Below are 21,563 nucleotides of genomic sequence, written 5' to 3'. Positions count from 1 at the left end.
GGTGGTACAGCACGAAAGTGGGGGTGATCGACCTGAAGAATAAGTCGATCACCATGGGTAAAGGATGTTAAAAAGTGTTCACCATGTCTGCGAACACCTGTCTACCATGTCCCCGGACTGTACACCCCAAAGGGGAGAGGGAGAAAACCCCGGCATATTTTGCTCCCGATCGGCCCCTCACCTAATAAGGGCCGGAAGAAACCCGCATCTTTGGCCTGAATGCTGTTCTGTCCCCTCTCCCTTCCAGGGAGAGGATTAGGGTGAAGGTCACCTTCCCCGTCATATTTTTGTCATTTAGTTACCTTACTCTCACTTCCGGTTTAATTATTTGATCAATCTACGCGCGTAGATACACTGCGAGAAATGATTAAAAATGGCATCTTCGCCAACAGATAACGTTCGATCTCTGTGAGAACTCTAATGACGACAAGCACTTTCTCCCCTCCTCCGGCTTCGGCGCAACACGCGGCAGAAGAGCGTCTGGCCACGCCGGAAGGTAAACGTGATTTTATTCGCGCCACCTTCTCCTGCTGGCTCGGCACCACGATGGAATACGCGGACTTCGCGCTTTATGGCCTGGCGGCCGGGATCATCTTTGGCGATGTGTTCTTCCCGGATGCCACGCCCGTCATGGCGCTGCTCTCCAGCTTTGCCGCTTACTCCGTGGGCTTTGTTGCCCGGCCAATAGGCGCCCTGCTGTTTGGCGGGCTGGGCGACCGCTACGGCAGAAAAATGGTGATGGTCATTACCATTGCGCTGATGGGCTGCTCCACTACGCTTATTGGCCTGATCCCAAGCTACGCGCAAATTGGCGTCTGGGCGCCAACCTGCCTTGTGATTCTGCGTTTTGCCCAGGGGCTTGGCGCGGGTGCGGAGCTGTCCGGCGGTACCGTCATGCTGGGTGAATATGCGCCAGTGAAACGCCGTGGCCTGGTGTCATCCATTATCGGGCTGGGCTCCAACAGCGGCACGCTGCTGGCTTCTCTGACCTGGCTACTGGTGCTGCAGATGGATAAAGAGACGCTGCTTGCCTGGGGCTGGCGTATTCCGTTCCTGTGCAGCATGTTGATTGCCGCTGTTGCCCTGATTATTCGCCAGCATCTGCGTGAAACCCCGGTGTTTGAGCGCCAAAAAGCGCTGCTGGAAGCCGAGCGTAAACAGGTGCGGGAAAAGGGGCTGGCCGAGCAGCAGAAAGATCCTCGCAGCTTCTGGCAGAGGACCCGCGCCTTCTGGACCATGGTCGGGCTACGCATTGGTGAAAACGGCCCTTCTTATCTCGCCCAGGGTTTTATCATTGGCTACGTCGCCAAAGTGCTGGCGGTGGATAAATCCGTCCCCACGCTGGCGGTGCTGATCGCCTCGGTGCTGGGCTTCGCCATTATTCCTTTTGCCGGCTGGCTCTCCGACCGCTTTGGCCGCCGGATCGTTTACCGCTGGTTCTGCCTGCTGCTGATTATCTACGCTTTCCCGGCCTTTATGCTGCTGGACTCTCGCGAGCCGATGATCGTTATTCCAACCATCGTTGTCGGCATGGGGCTGGCTTCGCTGGGCATTTTCGGTGTGCAGGCCGCCTGGGGCGTGGAGCTTTTCGGCGTGACAAACCGCTATACCAAGATGGCGTTTGCCAAAGAGCTGGGGTCGATGCTTTCCGGCGGAACTGCACCGCTGATTGCCGCCGCACTGCTCTCCTGGACCGGGCACTGGTGGCCTATCGCGCTCTACTTTGCAGTGATGGCGGGCATCGGGCTGGTGACCACCTTCTTTGCACCTGAGACCCGAGGTCGCGACCTTAATCTGCCGGAAGACGCTATTTGATTTGTCACAGAGTTGACGGCGATTTTTACGGAGCAAAGCTTTATGCTGTGGCTCCGTTTATCGCCCGCCAGCCAAATAAAGCAGGTATTCAGTGACTAAGCCTCAAGTACACCGCGTTACCCGCGCTGAAGTCGCCAAAGAAGCAGGGACTTCCGTCGCGGTCGTCAGCTACGTAATTAACAACGGCCCGCGTCCGGTCGCGCAGGCGACGCGTGAGCGCGTGCTCGCCGCCATCAAGAAAACCGGCTACCGCCCGAACGGCATTGCCAGGGCTTTGGCCAGCGGCACCACGCGCACCTACGGTTTAGTCGTGCCCAATATCGCCAACCCGTTTATCTCGTCCATGGCGCACGCGCTCCAGCAGGAGGCTTTTGCCGATGGCCGGGTGCTCTTGCTGGGGGATTCCGGCGATGACCGCGCCCGCGAGCTGGAGCTTATCAATAACCTGCTACATCGCCAGGTGGACGGGCTGATTTATACCAGCGTCGACAGGCATCCTTACATCGATCTTATCCAGGCCAGCGGCACGCCTTGCGTGATGCTGGACAGGGTTGAGCCGGAGCTGAACGTTTGCTCGATTCAGGTTAACGAGCAGCACGCCGCACGGCGCGCAACCCGCCATCTGATTGAGCACGGCTATCGCGATATCGCCATTATTTGCGGGCCACAGGAGATGCTAAACACTCAGGATCGCATCAGCGGCTGGCGGCTGGCGTTGGAAGAAGCGGGCCTTACCGTGCACCCTGAATGGATTTTTTCAACGGATTACACTCGCCAGGGCGGCTACGATGCCACAAAGCAAATGCTGGCTGGCGAATTGCCTCGGGCGCTGTTTGCCACCAATGAACAACAGGCCTTTGGCTGCCTGAGAGCACTGTCTGAACACGGGCTTTCCGCGCCGAAAGACCTCGCCCTGGTGTGCTTCAACGGCACCCTGGAATCGGCCTTCAACGTACCCTCTTTGACGACGGTTCGCCAGCCCGTCACGAAAATGGCAAAAAAAGCCATCGAAATGCTGAAAAAGTGGGACGGGCAGCCGCATAAACACGAATTTGATTTTGAGCTGGAGATTGGCGAGTCCTGCGGCTGTCACTCCCTCACCACAGCAGGAAGTTATAAGTAACATGAAGCGTTTAATTATCGATTGCGATCCGGGTAACGGCGTTGCCGGGGCTAACGTAGACGACGGTCTGGCCCTTGCCCTGGCGCTGGCGGCGCCAGAGATTTCTCTGGAGCTTATTACCACCGTGTCCGGCAATACGCCAAGCGAAGTGGGCTACGCCGTCGCCTCTGATTTAGTCGCTCGCCTGGGCATGGCCGTTGAGATCGCCCGCGGCGCTTCGCGTGCGCTGATCGAGCCTTCAGCACCGTGGCGGGAACATCTGGATCACAAAGTCGATAAAGTGGGTCTGCGCCACCTGTGGAAGGACGTTACTGCCCCGCAAATGCTGGCCGAAGTGGCCCCGCTGGCGGTGCATAAGATGGGCGAGCTTATCTGTACGAATCCTGGTGAAATCACGCTGATAGCTATCGGCCCGTTGACCAACGTGGCGCTGGCTTTGCAGCTTTACCCGCAGATGGCGAGCGCGGTAAAAGAGATTGTCATCATGGGCGGCGTGTTTAACGTTGACGGCTACCTGAAGGATACCAACTTCGGCGTTGACCCGGAGGCCGCACACGCCGTGCTGACCAGCGGCGCAAACATCGTTCTGGTGCCGATGGACGTCACCACCCAAACCATGATGACTCACCAGGATTTAGATGCGCTGGCCACCTGCGATAACCGCCTGAGCCGTTTTCTCGTGGACACCATTCGCCCGTGGATGGATTTTTCCATGCAAACTCGCCAACTGCCGGGCTGCTGGATCCACGATGTGCTGACCGTTGCCTGGCTGCTTGAGCCCGAGCTGGTAAGCTGGGCGGAGGATTATGTGGATGTGTCGCTGAACGGGCTGAGCCGCGGCAGAACCCTGCGGTATGGCCCGGAACATTTGCGGCTGGCAGTGAACGTTGACGCGCCGCAGGGTAAGCCGGTCAAGCTGCTGCAAACCGTGGATAACCAGAAGCTGCTGGCGCTTATCGATCGGCATATCCGCCAGTTTGCATAGACAATAGAAAGGGCGCTTAAGCGACCTTTTTACTGCTAAAAAACGCTGGTGATAGAAGAAAACCAGACGACTAGTTAAAAAACAGGAAAATCAATTTGTTGATTTTCGGCTGATAACCACAAAGAGGAAAAAACCACGCTTTTTCCCTCTTTGTCAGCAACGTTAAAGGGTGCATAAGCGCCCTTTTTTACAGAACCTTGCTGAGGAAGGCCTGAGTTCGCGGGTTTTGCGGGGCGCTAAAGATCTGCGCCGGCACGCCCTGTTCCTGAATCACACCCTGGTCAATGAAGATCACCCGGTCCGCCACTTCGCGGGCAAAGCCCATTTCATGGGTCACGATAATCATCGTCATCCCTTCCTGCGCCAGCTGTTTCATCACCGCCAGCACTTCGCCGACAAGCTCAGGATCCAGCGCTGAAGTTGGCTCGTCGAACAGAATTATCGACGGCTCCATCGCCAGCGCACGGGCAATCGCCACGCGCTGCTGCTGGCCACCGGAGAGGCTCGAAGGCCAGGCGTCGATTTTGTCCAGCAGGCCGACCTTTTGCAGCAGCTTTTCGGCGCGGTTTACCGCTTCCGCTTTGGACAGCCCTTTCAGCGACATGGGTGCCATGATCAGGTTTTCCAGCACCGTCATGTGCGGGAACAGGTTAAAACGCTGGAACACCATGCCCACGCCTTCGCGCAGCGTGTTGAGATTAGTTTTTGGGTCGTGTACCGCAAAACCGTTGACTACGACTTCGCCGCCGTCCGGTTTTTCCAGCGCGTTCAGGCAGCGCAGAAACGTACTTTTGCCGGAGCCGGAAGGGCCAATCACGCAAACCACTTCCTGAGGCGCGATATCGCAGGAGATACCGCGCAGCACGTGAGTTTTGCCAAACTGTTTCTGTAAATCCTTAACGTGAATCACTTTTGCCAAACCTCTTTTCCATATGTTGCACCAGCAGCGAAAGCAGGAATGTCAGCACCCAGTACACCACGGAGATGGTCAGGTACGGTTCCCAGTAAGTCGCATAAGCGCCGGAAACGGTACGCGCCGCGTAGGCCAGGTCGGCGAGACCGATGGCGGATGCCAGCGACGAGTCTTTCACAATGGCAATCGCGTTGTTGCCCAGCGGCGGCAGGATGCGGCGGAACGCCTGCGGCAGAATAACCTTACGCATCGTTTTGCCCCAGCCCATACCCAGCGCGCGTGACGCTTCCATCTGCCCTTTGTCGATGGACTGAATACCGGCGCGGAAAATCTCGGACACATAGGCCCCGGCGTTAAGGGTGATCGCCACCACGCAGGAGAGAAACGCGCCGTATTCGGAGCGAAGGTCGCGGGCGAAGTCCACGGACATCATTCCACTGGTGATCATGATCCCGTCGCGCGGGTTAATAAACAGCGGCACCAGCGCAAAGTGAACCACCATGATCTGCACGAACAGGGGCGTGCCGCGAAACGCGCTGACGTAAACGCGCACTGGCCACTGCACGGCATAACGCAGCACGTGCTTCCACGGGCCGTCATCGGCGTGAGCCATACGCCCAAGCCCCAGCAGCAGCCCCCAGGTCGTGCCTAAAATCACGCAGATAATGGTGCACTTGATGGTCATCAGCGCGCCCTGCATAAATAACGGCGCGTATTCTGAGATTATCTCCCAGCGAAATCCGGTCATACCTGTCCTTTTTGGGGCCGGAGCGGCCCCGATTGATAATTACTCTGCCGGGAGGGTTGGCACGTTGTTGTCGAACCAGGTGGCGTAAATTTTAGCGTAGGTGCCGTCGGCAATGATTTTCTTCAGGCCGGCGTCGATTTTGCCTTTCAGCTCGGTATTACCTTTGGCAACCGCGATGCCGAAGTACTGACGCTCAAACTTGCTGTCCGGCACCAGCTTCAGCGGTTTTTCCGGGTGGGATTTGATGTAGTACTTCACCACGCCCACGTCGCCCACGGCGGCGTCGATACCGTCTTCAGTCAGTTCCTGCAGCATCAGCGGCGTGTTGTCAAAGCGCTTGATGTCGGTGCTGTTTTTACCCAGAACGTCGGACACCACAATGTCGCCGGTGCTGGAGTTAACCACGCCCACTTTTTTGCCTTTCAGCGAGGTAACAGAATCTACTTTAGAGTCGGTCGGCACCACGATGGATTGCTCTGCCGGGAAGTACGGCGTGGAGAAATCGACCATCGCTTTACGCTTGTCGGTGATGGTGATACCGGAAATGATGATGTCGCGATCGCCGGAGTTCAGCGTGGCGAAGATACCTTCCCACGGCGTGTTAACCAGCTTGATATCAAACCCTTCGGCTTTAGCGATGGCTTTGATGATGTCGATATCGAAACCTTCCAGCTGTTTCTGGCTGTTTTCGTATTCAAACGGGCGGTAGGTGCCGCCGGAACCCACAACGTAGGTCTGCGCCAGCGCCTGAGCAGAACTGAACAATGCCGCGAGCAAACACCCGCCAGCCACTACTGATTTCATCGCTTTAGTAAACATAGAAGCCCCTGGATATATGATGTTTTTATGCAGTTAATTTGCATAAAAATACATAATTACCCGAAATGCAGCAACAGATAATTCACGCTGAGTGATAATTACTGACACTGAGGCTTCAGAATAGCGTCCAGCAATGGCGCCATATCAGGCCGCCAGGCGCCCTCTTCCCCATCGTAGAATTTTTCATCGCCGTTGACTGCATACGGAATCTGCGCTTTTTGTAATTCACAGGCGACAAACGTCGCCATCGCAACCTGCTGATCGACCGGTAATTTACTGCCAGGAGACCAGTTCCCGACCCAGGAAAGATGGCCGGTTTTCTGCTGCCAGTGCACGGCGGTTTCGATGCGGGCGTGGATAGCCGCTTTTTCAGCATCCGTCCCCGTCGTCCACTGTTTTTTTCCGTTCCATGTTTTGCCGTTCCAGTTTTTTGGGCCGCCCGGCATCAGGTGCCAGTCAGCCATGACCAGTCCGTGGCGGGATTCAGGAATTTTAAGCGTGGCCAGCGCTTCCGGGGAGGCGTGGTTGCGTGGCGCAACAAAGATATGGCGCTGAGGGCTGATTTTATGAATCGCCTTCACGGTTTTGTCGTAAATCTGGTTGAGCAACTGAGGGTTGGCGCTGAGTTTCTCCTCCGGCTGCCCGATAATATCGAACACCAGCGAGTCGTCATTTTTGGCAAAAAAGCGCGCCACGGTCGTCCACCACTCCACAATATCTTCCGCATTTTCAGCGGTCGGCTTCGCTTTCAGCTCCGCAGCCCGGTAGCTGATCACCGGCACGATATGGTACTGCTCGCAGGCATCCACGATGCGCCGTAAATGCACCAGTTTCTGATGGGTTATCGGCCCGGCAACGCGAATGCGGACATGGCCAAAGCCTCGCTGCTGAAAGTCACGCACCGTCAGAGGGTCAAATTCGCGGATGCCTCGCTCTGTTAATGCCCAGTCAACGTTCATTCCCACCCCAAGCTGGCTGGTCCAGGTGGGCGGCAAAACATCCTGCTGCTGCGCAAACGAACTGGCACAGAAAGAGAGGGCAACCAGAATAAGAGTTGGCTTTAACATCGGCGGCACGTTACTTAGCGAAGGAAAACTAATATTTAGCATGCTTTTCCCATTTGCGGGGAGTGAGGATTGCAATAAAAAATTAATCGTGATGCCGAGTGTGAAGGATTACCAAAGCGAACTACTCGTCGCTGAGCACAATGCCGAGCCTGTCCGCCATCTTCACAATCTCTTCAACCACTTCTGGCGTTGAAAATATCCCACAAGCTTCACGCTGCAACGCTAAATCCTCAGGACGAGTTCTGTCGCCATAAAAAAGGAAAGCACTGCTGTCATCATGCTGTCGGGATTTCCAGACCATGCCGTCAATGGCGGGATTTTGATCGTGAATCGCGCGCGCCCAGCGCTGCGTTTGCGGGTAAACCAGGCGATCGCTTAACAGAAAAAACTGCTTTGATAACCCCATCCGGTAGAGGTCTGCTGTTTTAAGCGTCACCAGCGTCACCTCTCGCCTGAGCACCAGTTGACTCATTCCCCAGTGCCGCCAAGGCCTGATGGATAAAAAGCCCCGCCGCTCGCCGCCAATCAGGTCGTGAAAAAGCGTTTCGGCCAGCGCCCCTGTGATGCTGTCTGCCGCATACAGGCTTGGCACCAGCCGCCCCTGTATATCTTTAAAAGGGCTGAACCTGGCACCGTAATCGTTGCCGGTCAGTTCACGCCCTGGATTGAAACTGTTTCCAGGCCAGGTAAGGGCATGACAGCGATAAAGGACCTTTCCCGCCGGTAAAGTTTCTTTAAAAATCGGGATCGCGTCTCCCGGCTCAGGAAGTTCAGGGGCAAGCAACACAGGCTCGCCAAAAAGTCCTTTCGTTTTGGCCTCATCCTTCGGCGCCATCCTGTAGCCTCCTGACCTCGTATTCAGCGGCCTGTAGCACGTTCGCCGGATAAGCAGAGACCATTTCGGCAGGCGTTTTTCCCGCCAGCAGGCCGTTAGAGGTCGCAAACCATTCTGCCAGCCCCCAGGCCGTTTTATGCTGAGCGAAGGTTTCCAGAATGACTTTCATCACAGGCAGAGGACGGTAGTTTTCATCCAGACCATAGCGCGGATAGACGTTCCCGACGCCGCGTTTAATGACCGAGAAAATTTTTCCAGCCGCCTTCCAGCGCGTTGGCTGAGCCGAGACATTTTTTGTCGAGTAGCCGCCCAGCATGGCGATTTCATGGGTGGTCAGCCAGCCTTCGTCCGTTAACCTGTCTCGCGCCTGTGCCAGGCGGGCCTGGTTAATCACCTCGCACTGCTGGGCCGGAGGAAGAAAACTGCTTTGTGCCGCGTAACGCTTTGACGAATCTGCAGTGTAGTTGGCTGCGGGTTCATGGGCGACAAGCACGCCCTCACCGATAAGTTTCTCGCCATAGAGTTCCACCAGCTTTTCATAACCGTCATTAAGCTCCAGCGCCTGCTGCTGCGTTTGTAGCTCTTCGGTTGCCTCTAGCAGATGAGTGAGTTGGGTATGCAGCGCTTCCAGCCCGGAAACGCCACCGCGAAGCGCAAGCTGCAGAGTCAGCCCGGCTTCGCGCTTGCTGTTTGGTTCGCGAACGCCTCTTGCAAGCGTGAGCTTCACGCTCTCGCTGTCAAACAGCACCCGGTCTTTTTTCTTCTCAATACGTCCGGTTTGCCTTGATACCATTGCGCCCTCCAAAATAACCCAACTAACCAAACTAACCTTAATAACCCTAACAACTTTATCGCCGGGTACAAAAAATGTCCAGACTGGAGAAGGCAATCTGGGAAGCATCGCCATAAAAAAAGCGCGACGTCTCCGCCGCGCTTCGTAAAAGCCTGAGAAAACTTATTTCAATTCAGGCCAGTAGTCTTTGTTCGCTTCAATCAAATCATCAAGAATCGCTTTGGCAACGGAGGCGCTCGGCACGGTTTTCGACAGGGTGATCGCCTGCCACAGTTTCTGATAAGAGCGGTGTTCCCAGGCATCCACGACCAGTTTTTCAACGGCGACCTGCTGGCTCATCAATCCTTTCTGGAACTGAGGGATGTTCCCCACGACCAGCGGCTCCGGCCCGTCTTTGCCCACCAGACAAGGGATTTCCACCATGGCTTCCGGGTCGAAGTTATTGATTGCCCCGTTATTCGGCACAATCAGCAGCATCCGCTCCTGGGTGTTAAAGGCAATGGCCGTTGCAAGATCGACGATGTAAGAGGCATGTTCGTCAATTTCCAGCTCACCTGCAGAGGATTTCCCGGCGCTAATAATGGCGTTGCAGGAACCAAACACATGCTTCTCGCGGTGATCCATTACCTCATTCGCCCTGGTGCGCTCCGGGTTGGAGTGCTGCACCACGTAATCCGGATACAAATAGTATTTCAGGTAGGTGTTCGGCAGCGTGTCCGGATCAAGCGCCCAGACATCTTTTGCTTTGGCAAACGTATCGTTCCAGCTTGCTTCGGTGCCATGCTCATCTTTTGGCGGCACATAGCCATATTTAGCCACATGTTCGCGAATTTTCGGCATCAAGTCATTGCCGTCTTTATCTTCTACGTGAGTCCACCAGCCAAAGTGGTTCAGGCCGTAGTAACGCACCTTCATCTCTTTGCGATCCTTCAGGCCCACAATCTGCGCCATGCGGCTTTCGATGCCGATAGGCATATCGCAGATATTCAGGATTTTTGAGTCTGGACGCAGGCGGCGGGTCGCTTCCGCCACAATGGCTGCCGGGTTGGAGTAGTTCAACATCCAGGCGTTCGGCGAATATTTTTCCATATAATCCACCAGTTCCAGCACGCCGCCGATGGAGCGCATGCCGTAGGCTATCCCGCCCGGGCCGCAGGTTTCCTGGCCGAGTACGCCGTGGCGAAGCGGGATTTTCTCGTCTTTTTCACGCATCGGATATTTACCCACGCGAATGTGCGCCATCACAAAATCCACGTCACTGAACGCTTCCTGCGGGTCGGTGGTATAGCTGAAGTCGATATCCGGGGCCTGCTCTTTCAGGATGATTTTGCAGGCTTCGGCGATAGTTTCCTGGCGTGCGCCGTCGTTATCGTAGAACTTCAGCGCCCGCAGCGGGAAACGGGTCTGGTTAGCCAACAGCATCAGCACGATGCCAGGGGTAAAAGTACTGCCGCCACCTGCTACAACTACCGAGAATTTTTTCATGATACTGCCTCCGTCATGGATGGGTGTTCGTCTGAAGTTTGCTCTTTGATAAGGGTTTCAATCTGGTCGCGAATTTGCGGGACATGCAGCCCGACAATCACCTGAATGCCATTGCCGCTGCGCACCACGCCGTGGGCGCCAAGGGCTTTGAACACTTCGTCGGCTTCGGTCAGAGCCATGTCACCGAGCGTGATACGCAGACGAGTCGCGCAGTTATTCAGGCTGGCGATATTCGCCGCGCCGCCGAGCGCCTGCAGGAAGCCATGCGCCTGCCCGTGCTTTGCATCCTGACTGACTGCCGCACTGGTTTGCTGCCGTGCCGCCTGGTAGTCAGCCTTGCTGTAAAGTTTGATCTCGCTGTCTTCCCGGCCCGGCGTTTTCAGGTTGAAACGCAGAATCAGGGCGCGGAAAACCACGAAGTAGACGCCGGTAAAGGCGATGCCGATGCCTATCTGGGTAAAGACCATCGAGGCGTGGTTATGGAACATGGGGATCCAGTTTTGCGGCAGGAACTGGTCCAGCAGGCCGCCGCCCATGTTGCCCACCACGCCCGCCATGTACATCACCGTTGCCATTGAGGCGGCCAGGAAGGCGTGAACAGCGAACAGCAGCGGAGAGATAAACAGGAAGGTAAATTCCAGCGGTTCAGTGATGCCGACCAACATGGCTGTCAGCGTCGCGGGTATCAGCAGCCCGGCAACCTTCACGCGGTTCTGCGGCGAGGCGGTGTAGTAGAGCGCCAGCGCGATACCCACCGAACCGAACACCTTCGAGTTGCCGTGCAGGGCGAAGCCGCCTTCCGGGAACAGAGATTTCAGCGAGGCAGTGCTCTGGCTGAACTCCTGCAAATGCTGCGCCCAGTACACCTGAATGCCGCCTTCAACCGCCGCCGGGCCGAAGATGAACGGGCCATAGACGAAGTGGTGCAGCCCGGTAGGGATCAGAATACGTTCAAGGAAGGTGTATACCCAGACCCCCAGCGCCCCGGCACTGCGTAAAAACGCCTGCAGCGATTCGATGCCGAGCTGCACTTTTGGCCAGCCGAGCAGCGTCAGCCAGGCGCAGGGGATCATCACCAGGAAGGCCACAATCACCACAAAAGAGCTGCCCTGGAAAATACCGAGGAACACCGGCAGCGGCTTATCGAAATAACGGTTGTGAATCGCGGTGACGATGCCGGAGATAACAATCGCCCCGATGATGCTGGTGTCGAGCGTTTTAATCCCGGCCATCATCGTCAGGCCGCTGCCTGCCGTAGGGTCGAGGCTAAAGTCGACGCCGAAGTAGTGCCCCCACGTCATCCCCATCGCATTGATGAAGTAGTTCCAGGTTAAGAAGCTCACCAGCACCGCCAGGCAAGCTCGCCCCTGGGCCTGTTTTGCCAGGCCGATGGGCAAACCCACGGCAAAAATCAGCGGCATATTGCGGAACACCGTCCAGCCGCCTTCCTCGATGATATGGACAATTTGAGCAAACAGAGTGTCTGGTGCGGTGAGCGCTTCGCCAACAAACAGCGGGTTGCGCAGCATGATGGCAAGCCCGACCACGATCCCGGCGAAGGGGAACAGCAAAACCGGGGTAAACATTGCACCACCAAAACGTTGTATTTGACTGAGCATTTTTAAATCCTCATGTAACAACTTCGTAGAGTAAGAGGCGGCCTTATTTTTTTAGTTGGCCTGAGGCTGAGGATATGAGCGCGGGCGGTGGCTCGCCGCGTCAGGCGCAGCGATTCGTGATCGTATTCATGGTTTTTATTTGGCCAAAGTTGTCTACTTTTATAGTTAAAACTAGACAATTAACCGACATATAACGGCGTGATAAAGCCTGGAGATGTCCAGCTATGATCTACAAATCAATTGCCGACAGGCTACGGCTGCGGCTTAATTCTGCCGACTACACCCTAGGCAGCCCCCTGCCTGGGGAAAAGAAGCTGGCTGAAGAATTTGGCGTGTCGCGCATGACGATTCGTAAAGCGGTGGATTTGCTTGTGGGCTGGGGTCTGGTTATTCGCCGCCAGGGCAGCGGCACCTGGGTGACAAAAAAAGACGTTCACCACGAAACCACTAACCTGACGGGTTTTGTGGAAGTGATGCGCAGCCAGGGCAAAGAGGTGCTGAGCGAGGTGCTGGAATTTAACGTGATGCCCGCGCCCCCGGCGATAGCCAGCCTGCTGCGCATTAAGATCGACGAAAAAATCTATTACTCCCGCCGCGTGCGCGCCGTGAGCGGCAAGCCGCTGATGGTGGAAGACAGCTATATGCCGGTCAAACTCTTTCGCAACCTGTCCCTGGCCCACCTTGAAGGGTCAAAATTCAGCTATATCGAAGATGAATGCCAGATAGTCATCAGCGGCAACTATGAAACGCTGACGCCGGTACTCGCCGACGCCAAAACGGCAAAACTGTTGAACATCGCGGAGGCGACACCGATTTTGCGCATCACCTCGCTCTCCTACAGCGATAAAGGCGAGTTTCTTAACTATTCGGTGATGTTCAGAAATGCCAGCGAATATCAGGTGGATTACCACTTACGCCGGGATCATTCGAGGGTGCCGCCCGGCCAGTCGGGCGGCGGAGAGCTATAGTCCCCAGAACAGCAGCGCCAGCAGTTGGGGAGTAATAATGCGCAGGAACATCACCAGCGGGTAAACCGTGGCGTAAGAAAGCGCGGCGGCTCCGCTGGTCGCATGCAGTCCGTTGGCAAAGGCCAGTGCCGGGGGATCGGTCATCGAGCCCGCCAGCATGCCGCACAGCGTCAGGTAGTTCATCTTCACCAGCAGGCGAGCAAGCAGGCCGACGGTAATCAGCGGCACCGCGGTGATCAGAATGCCGTAGCCAATCCAGCTTACGCCGTCGCCCACCAGCAGCGTGTCGATAAAATCCCCGCCGGACTTGAGCCCGACCACCGCCAGAAACAGGACGATACCCAGCTCACGCAGCGCCAGGTTCGCGCTCGGCGGCATAAACCAGTAAAGCTTGCCGATGCTGCCGATGCGCCCGAGGATCAGCGCCATAATCAGCGGCCCACCAGCCAGGCCAAGGCGCAGCGCCGCCGGGAAACCTGGGATAAACAGCGGAATGGAGCCCAGCAGCACGCCAAGCCCGATGCCGATAAACACCGGCAACATTTGCACCTGCTGCAGCTTATGCTGCGCGTTACCGACCTCTGCGGCCACCGCGTCGATCGATTGAGGGCGTCCGACCAGGTTGAGGATGTCGCCGAACTGCAGGCTGGCGTTGCTGCTGGCCACCAGCTCGACCCCGGCGCGGTTAAGGCGAGATATCACCACGTCATATTTCTGCTTCAGATGCAGATCGCGGATCTTCTTGCCCAGAACCTTTTCGTTGGTCACCACGACGCGCTCAACCCGCAGATCCGTGCCTCGCGTGGAAAGCGAAGTATCCACTTCGTTGCCGATCACCAGCAGCGCTTTGTGCAGATCTTTTTCTGCCCCAACGAGGTGCAGCAGGTCGCCAGTCTGAACGAGGGTGCCTGGAGAAGGCACCATCAGCAGCTCTCCGCGCTTGAGGCGGGAGCATATTATTTCGTCGCTGTTAAGAATAGGGATGTCCTGAATCGCCAGACCGTTCAGGTTTGGGTTGGCGACGCAGATATTCATGGTGTGCAGCTGGGCGTGATTTTGGCCGCTGTTGGCTTCAAACTGCTGAGCTTCTTTGTCAACGCTGACGCGAAAGGCCATGCGCAACAGCCACATGGTCAGCAGGATGCCGCAAATCCCAAACGGATAGGCCATCGCGTAGCTCATCCCCATTTGGTCAACCAATTGCCCCGGCGTACCGAGATCGGTCAGGATCTGCTGCCCGGCCCCCAGCGCTGGCGTATTCGTGACGGCACCGGAGAAGATCCCCAATACCACAGGCAGCGGCACATCAAACAGCTTGTAGACCACGGCAGTGACCAACGCACCGAGCACAACGATAAGAATAGCGAACAAATTTAGCCGCAGGCCGGAAACGCGCAGGGATGAGAAGAAGCCGGGTCCGACCTGGATGCCTATCGTGTAAACAAACAGGATCAGCCCAAATTCCTGAATAAAGTGCAGCATATCGCCGTTCAGGCCAATCCCGGCCTGATTGACAAAGTGGCCGACAATAATGCCGCCAAACAGCACGCCTCCGATCCCAAAGCCCACCCCGCGGATCTTGATATTACCGATCCACAATCCCACGACGGCAACCAGCGCCAGCATGCTGACGGTTAACGCTATTCCACTCATATATAATCCCTGTGAATAACATTATTGTTACTAAGGATTCTGGCAGAGCTATGGGGAGGATAATGGGGTGCGGAGCACAAAAAAGGCCCCATTTTCAGGGGCCTTAATACTTCATATGGGAAAATTATTTAGCTATTCAGCGCCGGGCGTTCGCTAATGGCGATCCGCTGCGGAGCAACCGCTTCCGGGATGTCCCGCACCAGGTCAATGTGCAGCAAGCCGTTGGTGAACGTTGCCCCTGAGACCTGCATATGCTCGGCCAGGGTAAAGCTCAGGCTGAACGGCTGAGTCACCAGCCCCTGATGCAGCCAGTTGGTCTCTTTTTCCGGTTTAACCGGGGTGCCCTTCACGCTCAGGCGGGTGCCTTCCAGCTCGATATCAAGATCTTCCTGGCGGAAACCGGCCAAAGCCAGCGTGATGCGGTAATGGTTATCGTCGCTTTTTTCGATGTTGTACGGCGGGAAGCCCTGGCTTTCACCGCTGGACTGCAGCGCGTTGGCCAGTTTATCGAAGCCGATCCATTGACGCAGAAGTGGGGATAAATCGTAGTTACGCATAGTGTTTTCTCCTTCTTTGAAGCAAGAAATAACCTGCCCGCATGCGAACGGGCATTGGCTCCCTGACGGCAAGCCAGCTTGATGACGGGCCGCGCGCGGCGCGACCCCATGAATTAGTTGATTTCGATGCGGCGAGGCTTCATCGATTCAGGAATTTCACGTTCCAGGCTGATGTACAGCAGGCCGTTGACCAGGTTCGCGCCACGAACGTGGATGTTTTCCGCCAGCTGGAATTTGCGCTCGAAGTTGCGTTCGGCAATGCCCTGGTAGAGGTAAGTCCGCTCTTGCTGCTCGCCCGCGTGCGCCCCTTTGACGATAAGCAAGTTATCCTGGGCAGTGATCTCAAGTTCGCTTTCTGCGAAACCGGCGACGGCGATAGCAATGCGATAGTGGTTTTCGTCCACTAATTCAACGTTGTACGGAGGGTAGCCGCCGTTACTTTGGCTCTGGTTGCTTTCCAGCAGATTAAACAGACGGTCAAAACCAATGGCGGAACGGTACAGCGGAGAAAGATCGAAGTTACGCATAATAAAAAGCTCCTGAAATCAGCGAGTAAGATGTAAAAGCCTTCCCTTTGGACAGGCCATGAACCTGAGTACCCAATCGGCGTACTCTCTCTGGTTACCCTACTAAAATGTGGCTTGCTTAAAATTTTTCAAGGCGCCTGAACGCAAATTTTTTGCGTGAATGGCTTTCCTTACTTAGACTGGCAAACAGCATAAAAGGTTAAAAATATGCGATAGCCGCCGCAGAGCGGAACGAGGAACATTTTTAAATCACGGGCGGGTGTTATAACTCCGCTGGGGCTGGTACTCCGCCAACCATTGAAGATGACAGCAAAATGATAATGAGAAACTGGTTTCCAACTCTGGTGATTAGCAGCGGGCTGTTATTACTGACCGGCTGCTCAAGTATGATGTCACACAGCGGCGGCAAAGAAGGCTTGTATCCTGGTACCCGAGCCAGTGCGGCAACGCTTGGCGACGACGATACCAGTTGGGCAATCAAGCCGCTGGTTGCGCTAGACCTGCCGTTTACCGCCGTGCTCGACACGGTGCTGCTGCCGTGGGATATGTTCCGCAAGGACAATTCGGTGAGATCGCGTGTGGAAGCCAGCGAGCAACAGAATCTGGCCACTAACGCCGTTATCCCACCGGCAGAACTGCCTCACTGAATCATTTACAGGCCGGTTTCCGCGCTCCATAACTGGCGGAAACCGTCGACGTCCTGCATCCAGGCAACCAGCTTGCCGTTCGGGGAGAAGACGATGGCATCGCCAGAAGGTGCTTCGCCCTCTGCCGAACTTAATGGCGTAATGACCCCGCTTTGCGCGTCACACAGCACCACACGCCCCTGCTGCACAAACCCAAGAGCTTTACCTGAAGGATGCCAGTTAAAGGCCGACTGAATGTCGTGCTCACCGTGGGTAACCTGCCGGGGCTCGCCGCCGTTCGGGGATATCACCCAAAGCTGCACCACGCCGCTGTCGTCACGCATCAGGAAGGCAAGCTGACTGCCGTCCGGGCTGCTGCGGATCCAGTGCCGGGGCTGATTCACCAGACCCGGATAACGGCGCTGATGGGTAAAGGTCAGCCGACGTTGCATCACGCTTTTTGGCGGCGCTGGCAGCGTCGTGGCGGTGCCACACAGCGGTTCACTTCCGGCCTGCTGGTAAGCCTGCGGCTCATTGGGAAGGTCCACGATAAACAGCTCGGGCACCTTCTCGCCGTTTGCTAACCGGGTATCGCCGATAAACGCCAGCGCCCAGCGTTGAACGCTGCCGTCTGGCTTCCGGTAGCCATGTTCCCCGACCCAGCCTTCTTCGTAGGCACGGTTAATCTCATCGCTGCCGGGCTCTGGCTCTGCCGTCGTGCGGCTCACCAGCACGCAATAATGGCTCCCGCCGTATTCTCGTGGATGCTGTTTAGGCGGCGTCACGGGGCCAAACGGCAGCGCGACGCCGACGTTACGCAGGTCGAGGCGCGCATCAAGCTCGTGCATAACGTGGTCGTTGTAGGTGAAGCTCAAGCGGCTGCCGTCCGGGCTCCAGACGTGAACATGGCTGCCGCCGCGCAGCGCGCCTGGGGTATAGGGCGAGGTAATGTCCATTGCATCAAGATTGCTGGCCTCACCCTGCGCCACAACCACGCCACGGCGGTGGTGGAAGTCATAGTGCCAGTCGACGTCCGGGTTTTCCGGGCCATGGATGAAAACGTAGCGCTCCGGCTGTCGTGGGTTCACGGTCACTACGCCAACGTGGGCGCCTGCAGGGGCGCGATAAACCACCTCGACGTCACCGTTCTGGATATTAACTCGCTCGATGGTTGTGCCGGTAAAAGAGGCTCCCGAAGGCCGAACGTCGAAGGCCAGCCACTGGCTGTCCGGCGTCCAGGTGTTAACGTTGGTAAGCTGATGATGACGCGGTGCGAAGGTGAGTTGTTTGATCACGATTTTGCCCTGAAGCGCTGAGTACGCCTCAGGGTAAAAGAATTAGCCAGGCCTTTCCACTTTGCCAGGCAACCTGCCCCGGAGCCACGCGCAAAACTGGCGGGTTAACGGGTCATTTTCGCTTTCACGATGGATAAGCCAAGCCCAGTCAGCGCCGCGCACGGTTTGCTCCACCAGCGGGCGAAGTTGCTTAATTTCCCTTTTTCTTTCTGCCAGCAGCTGGCTGACAAGCGCAATACCCAGCCCGTCTGCGGCGGCATCAAGCAACAATCCAGGATCGGAGAAATTCATCCCCTGGCTTTGCTGGCCAACGTCCACCCCGCCAGCCACGCTCCAGTGCTCCCAGCTCATCTCGCGTTCGCCGTGCAGCGTTAGTCGCTGCTCTACCGGCAAATCCTGCACGGCGGGATGGCTGGCCGGATAAAGTCTATCCTTGTACAACACCTCGAAAAGACATTCTGCCTGCTGGCTGAGGTCATCCCGGATAGCCACATCGACGGTTTCGCTGGCCATATCCGGCGGGTCGAAGCTGGTGAACAGCCAAAGATCGGTCTGCGGATACCGGCGATTAAAGTCCGCCAGATTAGGCAACAGCCAATGCCTGGCGAAAGCGGGCGTGGTGTTCACGATAAGCTGATTCGGCTTGCGGTACTGATCGAGCCGACGAATACCCACCGCCAGCTGTTGCAGCATGACCTGCGCGGTGCTGTAGAGATCCTGGCCGGCGTCCGTCAGGCTGACGCTGCGCCCGCTGCGAAAGAACAGCGGCTGCTCCAGGTAATCCTCCAGGCTGCGGATTTGCTGGCTGATGGCCGACTGGGTCAGGTGCAGTTCAGACGCAGCCTGGTGAAAGCTTCCCAGACGCGCGGCGGCTTCAAACCCACGCAGGGCATTTAACGGTGGCCAGTGTTTTAACATGTCGATAAGCCAGGCTAATCAGATGTCCGCTAAATATATCGTTGGAAGCCGAATTCAGCCAGTGATGAAATATCCACCTGTAATACTGAGCATAATTTCTTACGTTAAAACAGCTATACGGGAGTCCGGTATGTCAACGCGTCGTGAATTTATTAAATGTGCCTCGGTGCTGGCCGGGATGGGTATGGCAGGTTCTCTCGGGCTGCCTGTTTCTGCCTTCGCGGCCGTTAGCCCGGGCTGGCGTATGCCTGACGAAGGAGAACCGCAGCAACGTGCATTTATCGCGTTTGGCGCTCAGCGCGCTATCTGGAAAGATTTTACCCCTGACGTGCAGGATGCCCTGGGGCGCATCGCGCACGCCATCGCCGGTTACCAGCCGCTGACGGTATTTTGCCGGGAGCACGAACGCACGCTGGCGGAGGAAAAATGCGGCAGCCACAACGTCACTTACGTGGTGACCGAGCTGGACGACATCTGGATGCGGGACACCGGCGCGTGCTTTGTCACTTCATCGGCAGGCAAACTCGCCGCCGTGGGCTTTAACTTCAACGGCTGGGGCAATAAGCAGCGGCACAGCAAAGACACGAAGCTGGCGGCATTTATGGCCGAAAAATACGGTGCAGCGCCGTTTATCCGCAGCGCGCTGACGGGCGAAGGTGGCGGGATTGAAGTGGACGGGCACGGCACCGGCATCATGACCGAAAGCAGTTGGGTAAACGCCAACCGCAATCCCGGCTGGAGCCGCGACCGGGTAGAGCAGGAGCTGAAAACACAGCTTGGCCTGAAAAAAATCATCTGGCTGCCGGGCATCAAAGGCAAAGATATTACCGATGCCCATGTCGATTTTTACGCCCGTTTTGTTGAGCCCGGCGTAGTGATCGCCAACCTCGATCCCGACCCGGATTCCTGGGACCACAAAGTGACGCAGACGCACCTGGACATCCTCAGGCAGGCCACTGACGCCGAGGGCCGCAGGCTACAGGTTCACACCGTCACGCCGCCGCAGGTCTCACGCGCAAGCCGCTTCAGCGAAGGAAACCCGGACTTTGCCGCCGGGTACATCAATTACTTCGTGATTAACGGCGCGATTATCGCCCCGGAGTTTGGCGATGAAGAGACGGACGAAGCGGCGCTTAGTTTGCTGTCGACGCTTTACCCTGAGCGTGAGGTTGTGCAGCTAAACATCGACGCAATTGCCGCCGGAGGCGGAGGGATTCACTGTGTAACAAATCAGTTACCCGCAGTGAAATAACAAAAGGGAGCGCACCTGGCGCTCCCCTCTCCAGCAGACGAGATAAGAGCCGGTTAATTCAGCACAAACTTCTCGATAGCGTAGGCCACGCCGTCTTCCAGGTTGGATTTGGTGACGAAGTTGCTGACGGCTTTCACTTTGTCGGTCGCGTTGTCCATCGCCACGCCCATACCGGCGTATTCCAGCATTGCGATGTCGTTTTCCTGGTCGCCAATGGTCATCACTTCTTCCGGCTTAATGCCCAGTTTCTCCGCCAGTGACTTCACGCCGGTGCCTTTGTTGACACGCTTGTCGAGGATTTCCAGGAAGTAAGGCGAGCTTTTCAGCAGCGTATACCGCTCAAAGACGTCGGCCGGGATTCGGGTGATGGCCTCATCGAGAATAGCCGGCTCGTCAATCATCATGACTTTCAGGAACTCGCCGTTTTTATCCATGTTTTCCGCTTCGCAGAACACCAAAGGAATACTGGCGATAAAGGACTCATGCACCGTGTAGTAGCTGATATCGCGGTTCGCGGTGTAAAGGGTATGACGATCCAGCGCATGGAAGTGTGAGCCCACTTCGCGGGACAGGTTTTCCAGGAAACGATAGTCGTCATAGTTCAGCGCCGTCTGGGCGACGGTGCTGCCGTCGCTTGCCTTCTGCACCAGCGCGCCGTTGTAAGTGATGCAGTAGTCGCCGGGCTTATCCATCTGCAGCTCACGCAGGTAGCTTTCAACGCCAGCAAACGGACGACCGGTACAGATCACGACGTTCACGCCGCGCTCGCGCGCCGCCGCAACGGCCTGTTTTACCGCCGGAGAGATAGTGTGGTCTGGCAGCAGCAGCGTGCCATCCATATCAATTGCAATCAGTTTTATGGTCATGAGATCTTCAGAGGTAATGGATTTACCTCATGCTAACGCGATTCCGCTCAAAAAACAGCAGCAAACTCCGGGGAAAAGGGGGATGAGAGGCGGCAGGCAAACTCCTCTTTTAAAAGCCCCGGACATACAGCCGGGGCCAACAAAAAGGTCAGCTGAACAACTTACCTTTCAACAGGTTAACGCCAGCACTTAGCAAGTCGTTATGGGCTTCCGGCGTCACTTCACCGTTTGGCGACAGCGCGTCGATCACCTTCGGCAGGTATTCCGCCAGTAAAGCGGAAGCCGAGCCGGTATCCACGCCCAGTTTTTCCCCCAGCGCGGCAACGGACGGCGAACCCAGGGCCTGAGTTATCTGGTCGCCGCTCAGCGGCTGATTTGTGCTGTTGCTGCTGAGCCACGAGGAGACGATTTCGCTTAAGCCGCCCTGGCGCAGCTTGTCCAGCAGCGCCTGAATACCGCCCTGCTGTTCTACCCAGCTTAGAATGGCCTGATATTTACCGGCGTCACCGTTCAGCAGCGAGCCCGCAACCTGATCAAAAAGTCCCATGGGGTTTCCCTCTGTGATGTAGAAAATCGACACCGGAAAGTATAGCGCCCATAAAAAAAGCCGTGCTAAAAGCACGGCTCCATCACGATGGTGAGGCAAAGGTATAGATGAAATACCAGAGGACACCAAAAAATAAACCAGGAAAATCAATT

At 56.3% G+C, this 21,563-nt stretch carries 21 protein-coding genes; 6 read left to right on the top strand and 15 right to left on the bottom strand.

All coding sequences use genetic code 11. From position 1 onward, the window contains the following. Positions 1-420 precede the first annotated feature (420 nt). The 3 genes from A936_RS19145 to A936_RS19135 all read left to right on the top strand — a co-directional run bounded on the left by A936_RS19145 (position 421) and on the right by A936_RS19135 (position 3,923). The gene (locus A936_RS19145) at positions 421-1,815 is read left to right on the top strand and encodes an MFS transporter (RefSeq protein WP_008460683.1); all 1,395 of its coding nucleotides are present in this window, start codon (positions 421-423) and stop codon (positions 1,813-1,815) included. A 91-nt stretch (positions 1,816-1,906) separates the two neighbouring features. Continuing rightward, on the top strand, positions 1,907-2,938 hold the full coding sequence (locus tag A936_RS19140) for a LacI family DNA-binding transcriptional regulator (protein ID WP_008460682.1): 1,032 nt from the start codon (positions 1,907-1,909) through the stop codon (positions 2,936-2,938). Between the two features lies 1 nt (position 2,939). Beyond that, positions 2,940-3,923 carry a nucleoside hydrolase gene (locus tag A936_RS19135; RefSeq protein WP_008460681.1) on the top strand — a complete coding sequence of 328 codons (984 nt, stop codon included), beginning with the start codon at positions 2,940-2,942 and terminating at the stop codon, positions 3,921-3,923. Positions 3,924-4,110: 187 nt separating this feature from the next. Here A936_RS19135 and A936_RS19130 read toward each other — a convergent pair whose 3' ends face one another. From A936_RS19130 to A936_RS19095, 8 genes are all read right to left on the bottom strand, one after another. Then, positions 4,111-4,833, bottom strand: a complete 723-nt coding sequence (locus A936_RS19130) for an amino acid ABC transporter ATP-binding protein (protein ID WP_008460680.1) — start codon at positions 4,831-4,833, stop codon at positions 4,111-4,113. Further along, positions 4,820-5,584, bottom strand: a complete 765-nt coding sequence (locus A936_RS19125; protein ID WP_008460679.1) for an amino acid ABC transporter permease — start codon at positions 5,582-5,584, stop codon at positions 4,820-4,822. Before A936_RS19125 ends, A936_RS19130 begins: the two co-directional genes overlap by 14 nt. Before the next feature lie 39 nt (positions 5,585-5,623). Next, entirely contained in the window at positions 5,624-6,388 is a 765-nt protein-coding gene (locus A936_RS19120) for a basic amino acid ABC transporter substrate-binding protein (RefSeq protein WP_085938922.1), read from the bottom strand. Between the two features lie 113 nt (positions 6,389-6,501). Continuing rightward, a complete protein-coding gene (locus tag A936_RS19115) occupies positions 6,502-7,470 on the bottom strand; it encodes a cellulase family glycosylhydrolase (protein ID WP_008460677.1) in 969 nt (322 codons plus the stop codon). Positions 7,471-7,591: 121 nt separating this feature from the next. Continuing rightward, complete coding sequence (locus tag A936_RS19110; RefSeq protein ID WP_008460676.1) at positions 7,592-8,305, bottom strand: RES family NAD+ phosphorylase; 714 nt, start codon at positions 8,303-8,305, stop codon at positions 7,592-7,594. Then, entirely contained in the window at positions 8,289-9,098 is an 810-nt protein-coding gene (locus tag A936_RS22475) for a hypothetical protein (RefSeq protein WP_008460675.1), read from the bottom strand. The genes A936_RS19110 and A936_RS22475 overlap by 17 nt, the downstream gene beginning before the upstream one ends. A 162-nt stretch (positions 9,099-9,260) precedes the next feature. Beyond that, a complete protein-coding gene (locus A936_RS19100; protein WP_008460673.1) occupies positions 9,261-10,583 on the bottom strand; it encodes a 6-phospho-alpha-glucosidase in 1,323 nt (440 codons plus the stop codon). After that, on the bottom strand, positions 10,580-12,202 hold the full coding sequence (locus A936_RS19095; protein WP_008460671.1) for an alpha-glucoside-specific PTS transporter subunit IIBC: 1,623 nt from the start codon (positions 12,200-12,202) through the stop codon (positions 10,580-10,582). Before A936_RS19095 ends, A936_RS19100 begins: the two co-directional genes overlap by 4 nt. A gap of 224 nt (positions 12,203-12,426) precedes the next feature. On the opposite strand from A936_RS19095, the gene A936_RS19090 reads away from it, so the two are divergent. Further along, the gene (locus A936_RS19090) at positions 12,427-13,170 is read left to right on the top strand and encodes a GntR family transcriptional regulator (RefSeq protein ID WP_008460670.1); all 744 of its coding nucleotides are present in this window, start codon (positions 12,427-12,429) and stop codon (positions 13,168-13,170) included. On the opposite strand, the gene A936_RS19085 is transcribed toward A936_RS19090, so the two are convergent. From A936_RS19085 to ibpA, 3 genes are all read right to left on the bottom strand, one after another. Further along, positions 13,165-14,823: a putative transporter gene (locus A936_RS19085; protein ID WP_008460667.1), complete on the bottom strand. Its 1,659-nt coding sequence runs from the start codon at positions 14,821-14,823 to the stop codon at positions 13,165-13,167. The genes A936_RS19090 and A936_RS19085 overlap by 6 nt on opposite strands. A gap of 128 nt (positions 14,824-14,951) precedes the next feature. After that, a complete protein-coding gene (gene ibpB, locus A936_RS19080; protein ID WP_008460665.1) occupies positions 14,952-15,380 on the bottom strand; it encodes a small heat shock chaperone IbpB in 429 nt (142 codons plus the stop codon). Positions 15,381-15,493: 113 nt separating this feature from the next. After that, positions 15,494-15,907, bottom strand: coding sequence for a small heat shock chaperone IbpA (ibpA, locus tag A936_RS19075; RefSeq protein ID WP_008460663.1), 414 nt, complete (start codon positions 15,905-15,907; stop codon positions 15,494-15,496). Positions 15,908-16,221: 314 nt separating this feature from the next. On the opposite strand from ibpA, the gene A936_RS19070 reads away from it, so the two are divergent. Next, entirely contained in the window at positions 16,222-16,554 is a 333-nt protein-coding gene (locus A936_RS19070; protein WP_008460661.1) for a YceK/YidQ family lipoprotein, read from the top strand. Positions 16,555-16,559: 5 nt separating this feature from the next. Here A936_RS19070 and A936_RS19065 read toward each other — a convergent pair whose 3' ends face one another. Both A936_RS19065 and A936_RS19060 read right to left on the bottom strand, forming a co-directional pair. Next, positions 16,560-17,825 carry a YidR family protein gene (locus A936_RS19065; protein ID WP_034809983.1) on the bottom strand — a complete coding sequence of 422 codons (1,266 nt, stop codon included), beginning with the start codon at positions 17,823-17,825 and terminating at the stop codon, positions 16,560-16,562. Between the two features lie 45 nt (positions 17,826-17,870). After that, positions 17,871-18,746 carry a LysR family transcriptional regulator gene (locus tag A936_RS19060; protein WP_008460657.1) on the bottom strand — a complete coding sequence of 292 codons (876 nt, stop codon included), beginning with the start codon at positions 18,744-18,746 and terminating at the stop codon, positions 17,871-17,873. Between the two features lie 130 nt (positions 18,747-18,876). Here A936_RS19060 and A936_RS19055 point away from each other — a divergent pair, with 130 nt between their 5' ends. Next, the gene (locus tag A936_RS19055; RefSeq protein ID WP_008460656.1) at positions 18,877-19,998 is read left to right on the top strand and encodes an agmatine deiminase family protein; all 1,122 of its coding nucleotides are present in this window, start codon (positions 18,877-18,879) and stop codon (positions 19,996-19,998) included. Between the two features lie 53 nt (positions 19,999-20,051). On the opposite strand, the gene yidA is transcribed toward A936_RS19055, so the two are convergent. Beyond that, a complete protein-coding gene (gene yidA, locus A936_RS19050) occupies positions 20,052-20,864 on the bottom strand; it encodes a sugar-phosphatase (RefSeq protein WP_008460655.1) in 813 nt (270 codons plus the stop codon). A gap of 148 nt (positions 20,865-21,012) precedes the next feature. Then, positions 21,013-21,411 (bottom strand): YidB family protein, encoded by a 399-nt coding sequence (locus A936_RS19045; protein ID WP_008460654.1) that lies wholly within the window; start codon positions 21,409-21,411, stop codon positions 21,013-21,015. Between the last annotated feature and the right edge of the window lie 152 nt (positions 21,412-21,563).

It is taken from the genome of Enterobacter sp. Ag1 (genome assembly GCA_000277545.1).
Taxonomy (GTDB): domain Bacteria; phylum Pseudomonadota; class Gammaproteobacteria; order Enterobacterales; family Enterobacteriaceae; genus Cedecea.
The sequence above is the reverse complement of the archived record's forward strand: the minus strand, read 5'-3'. Positions and strand labels throughout refer to the sequence as shown.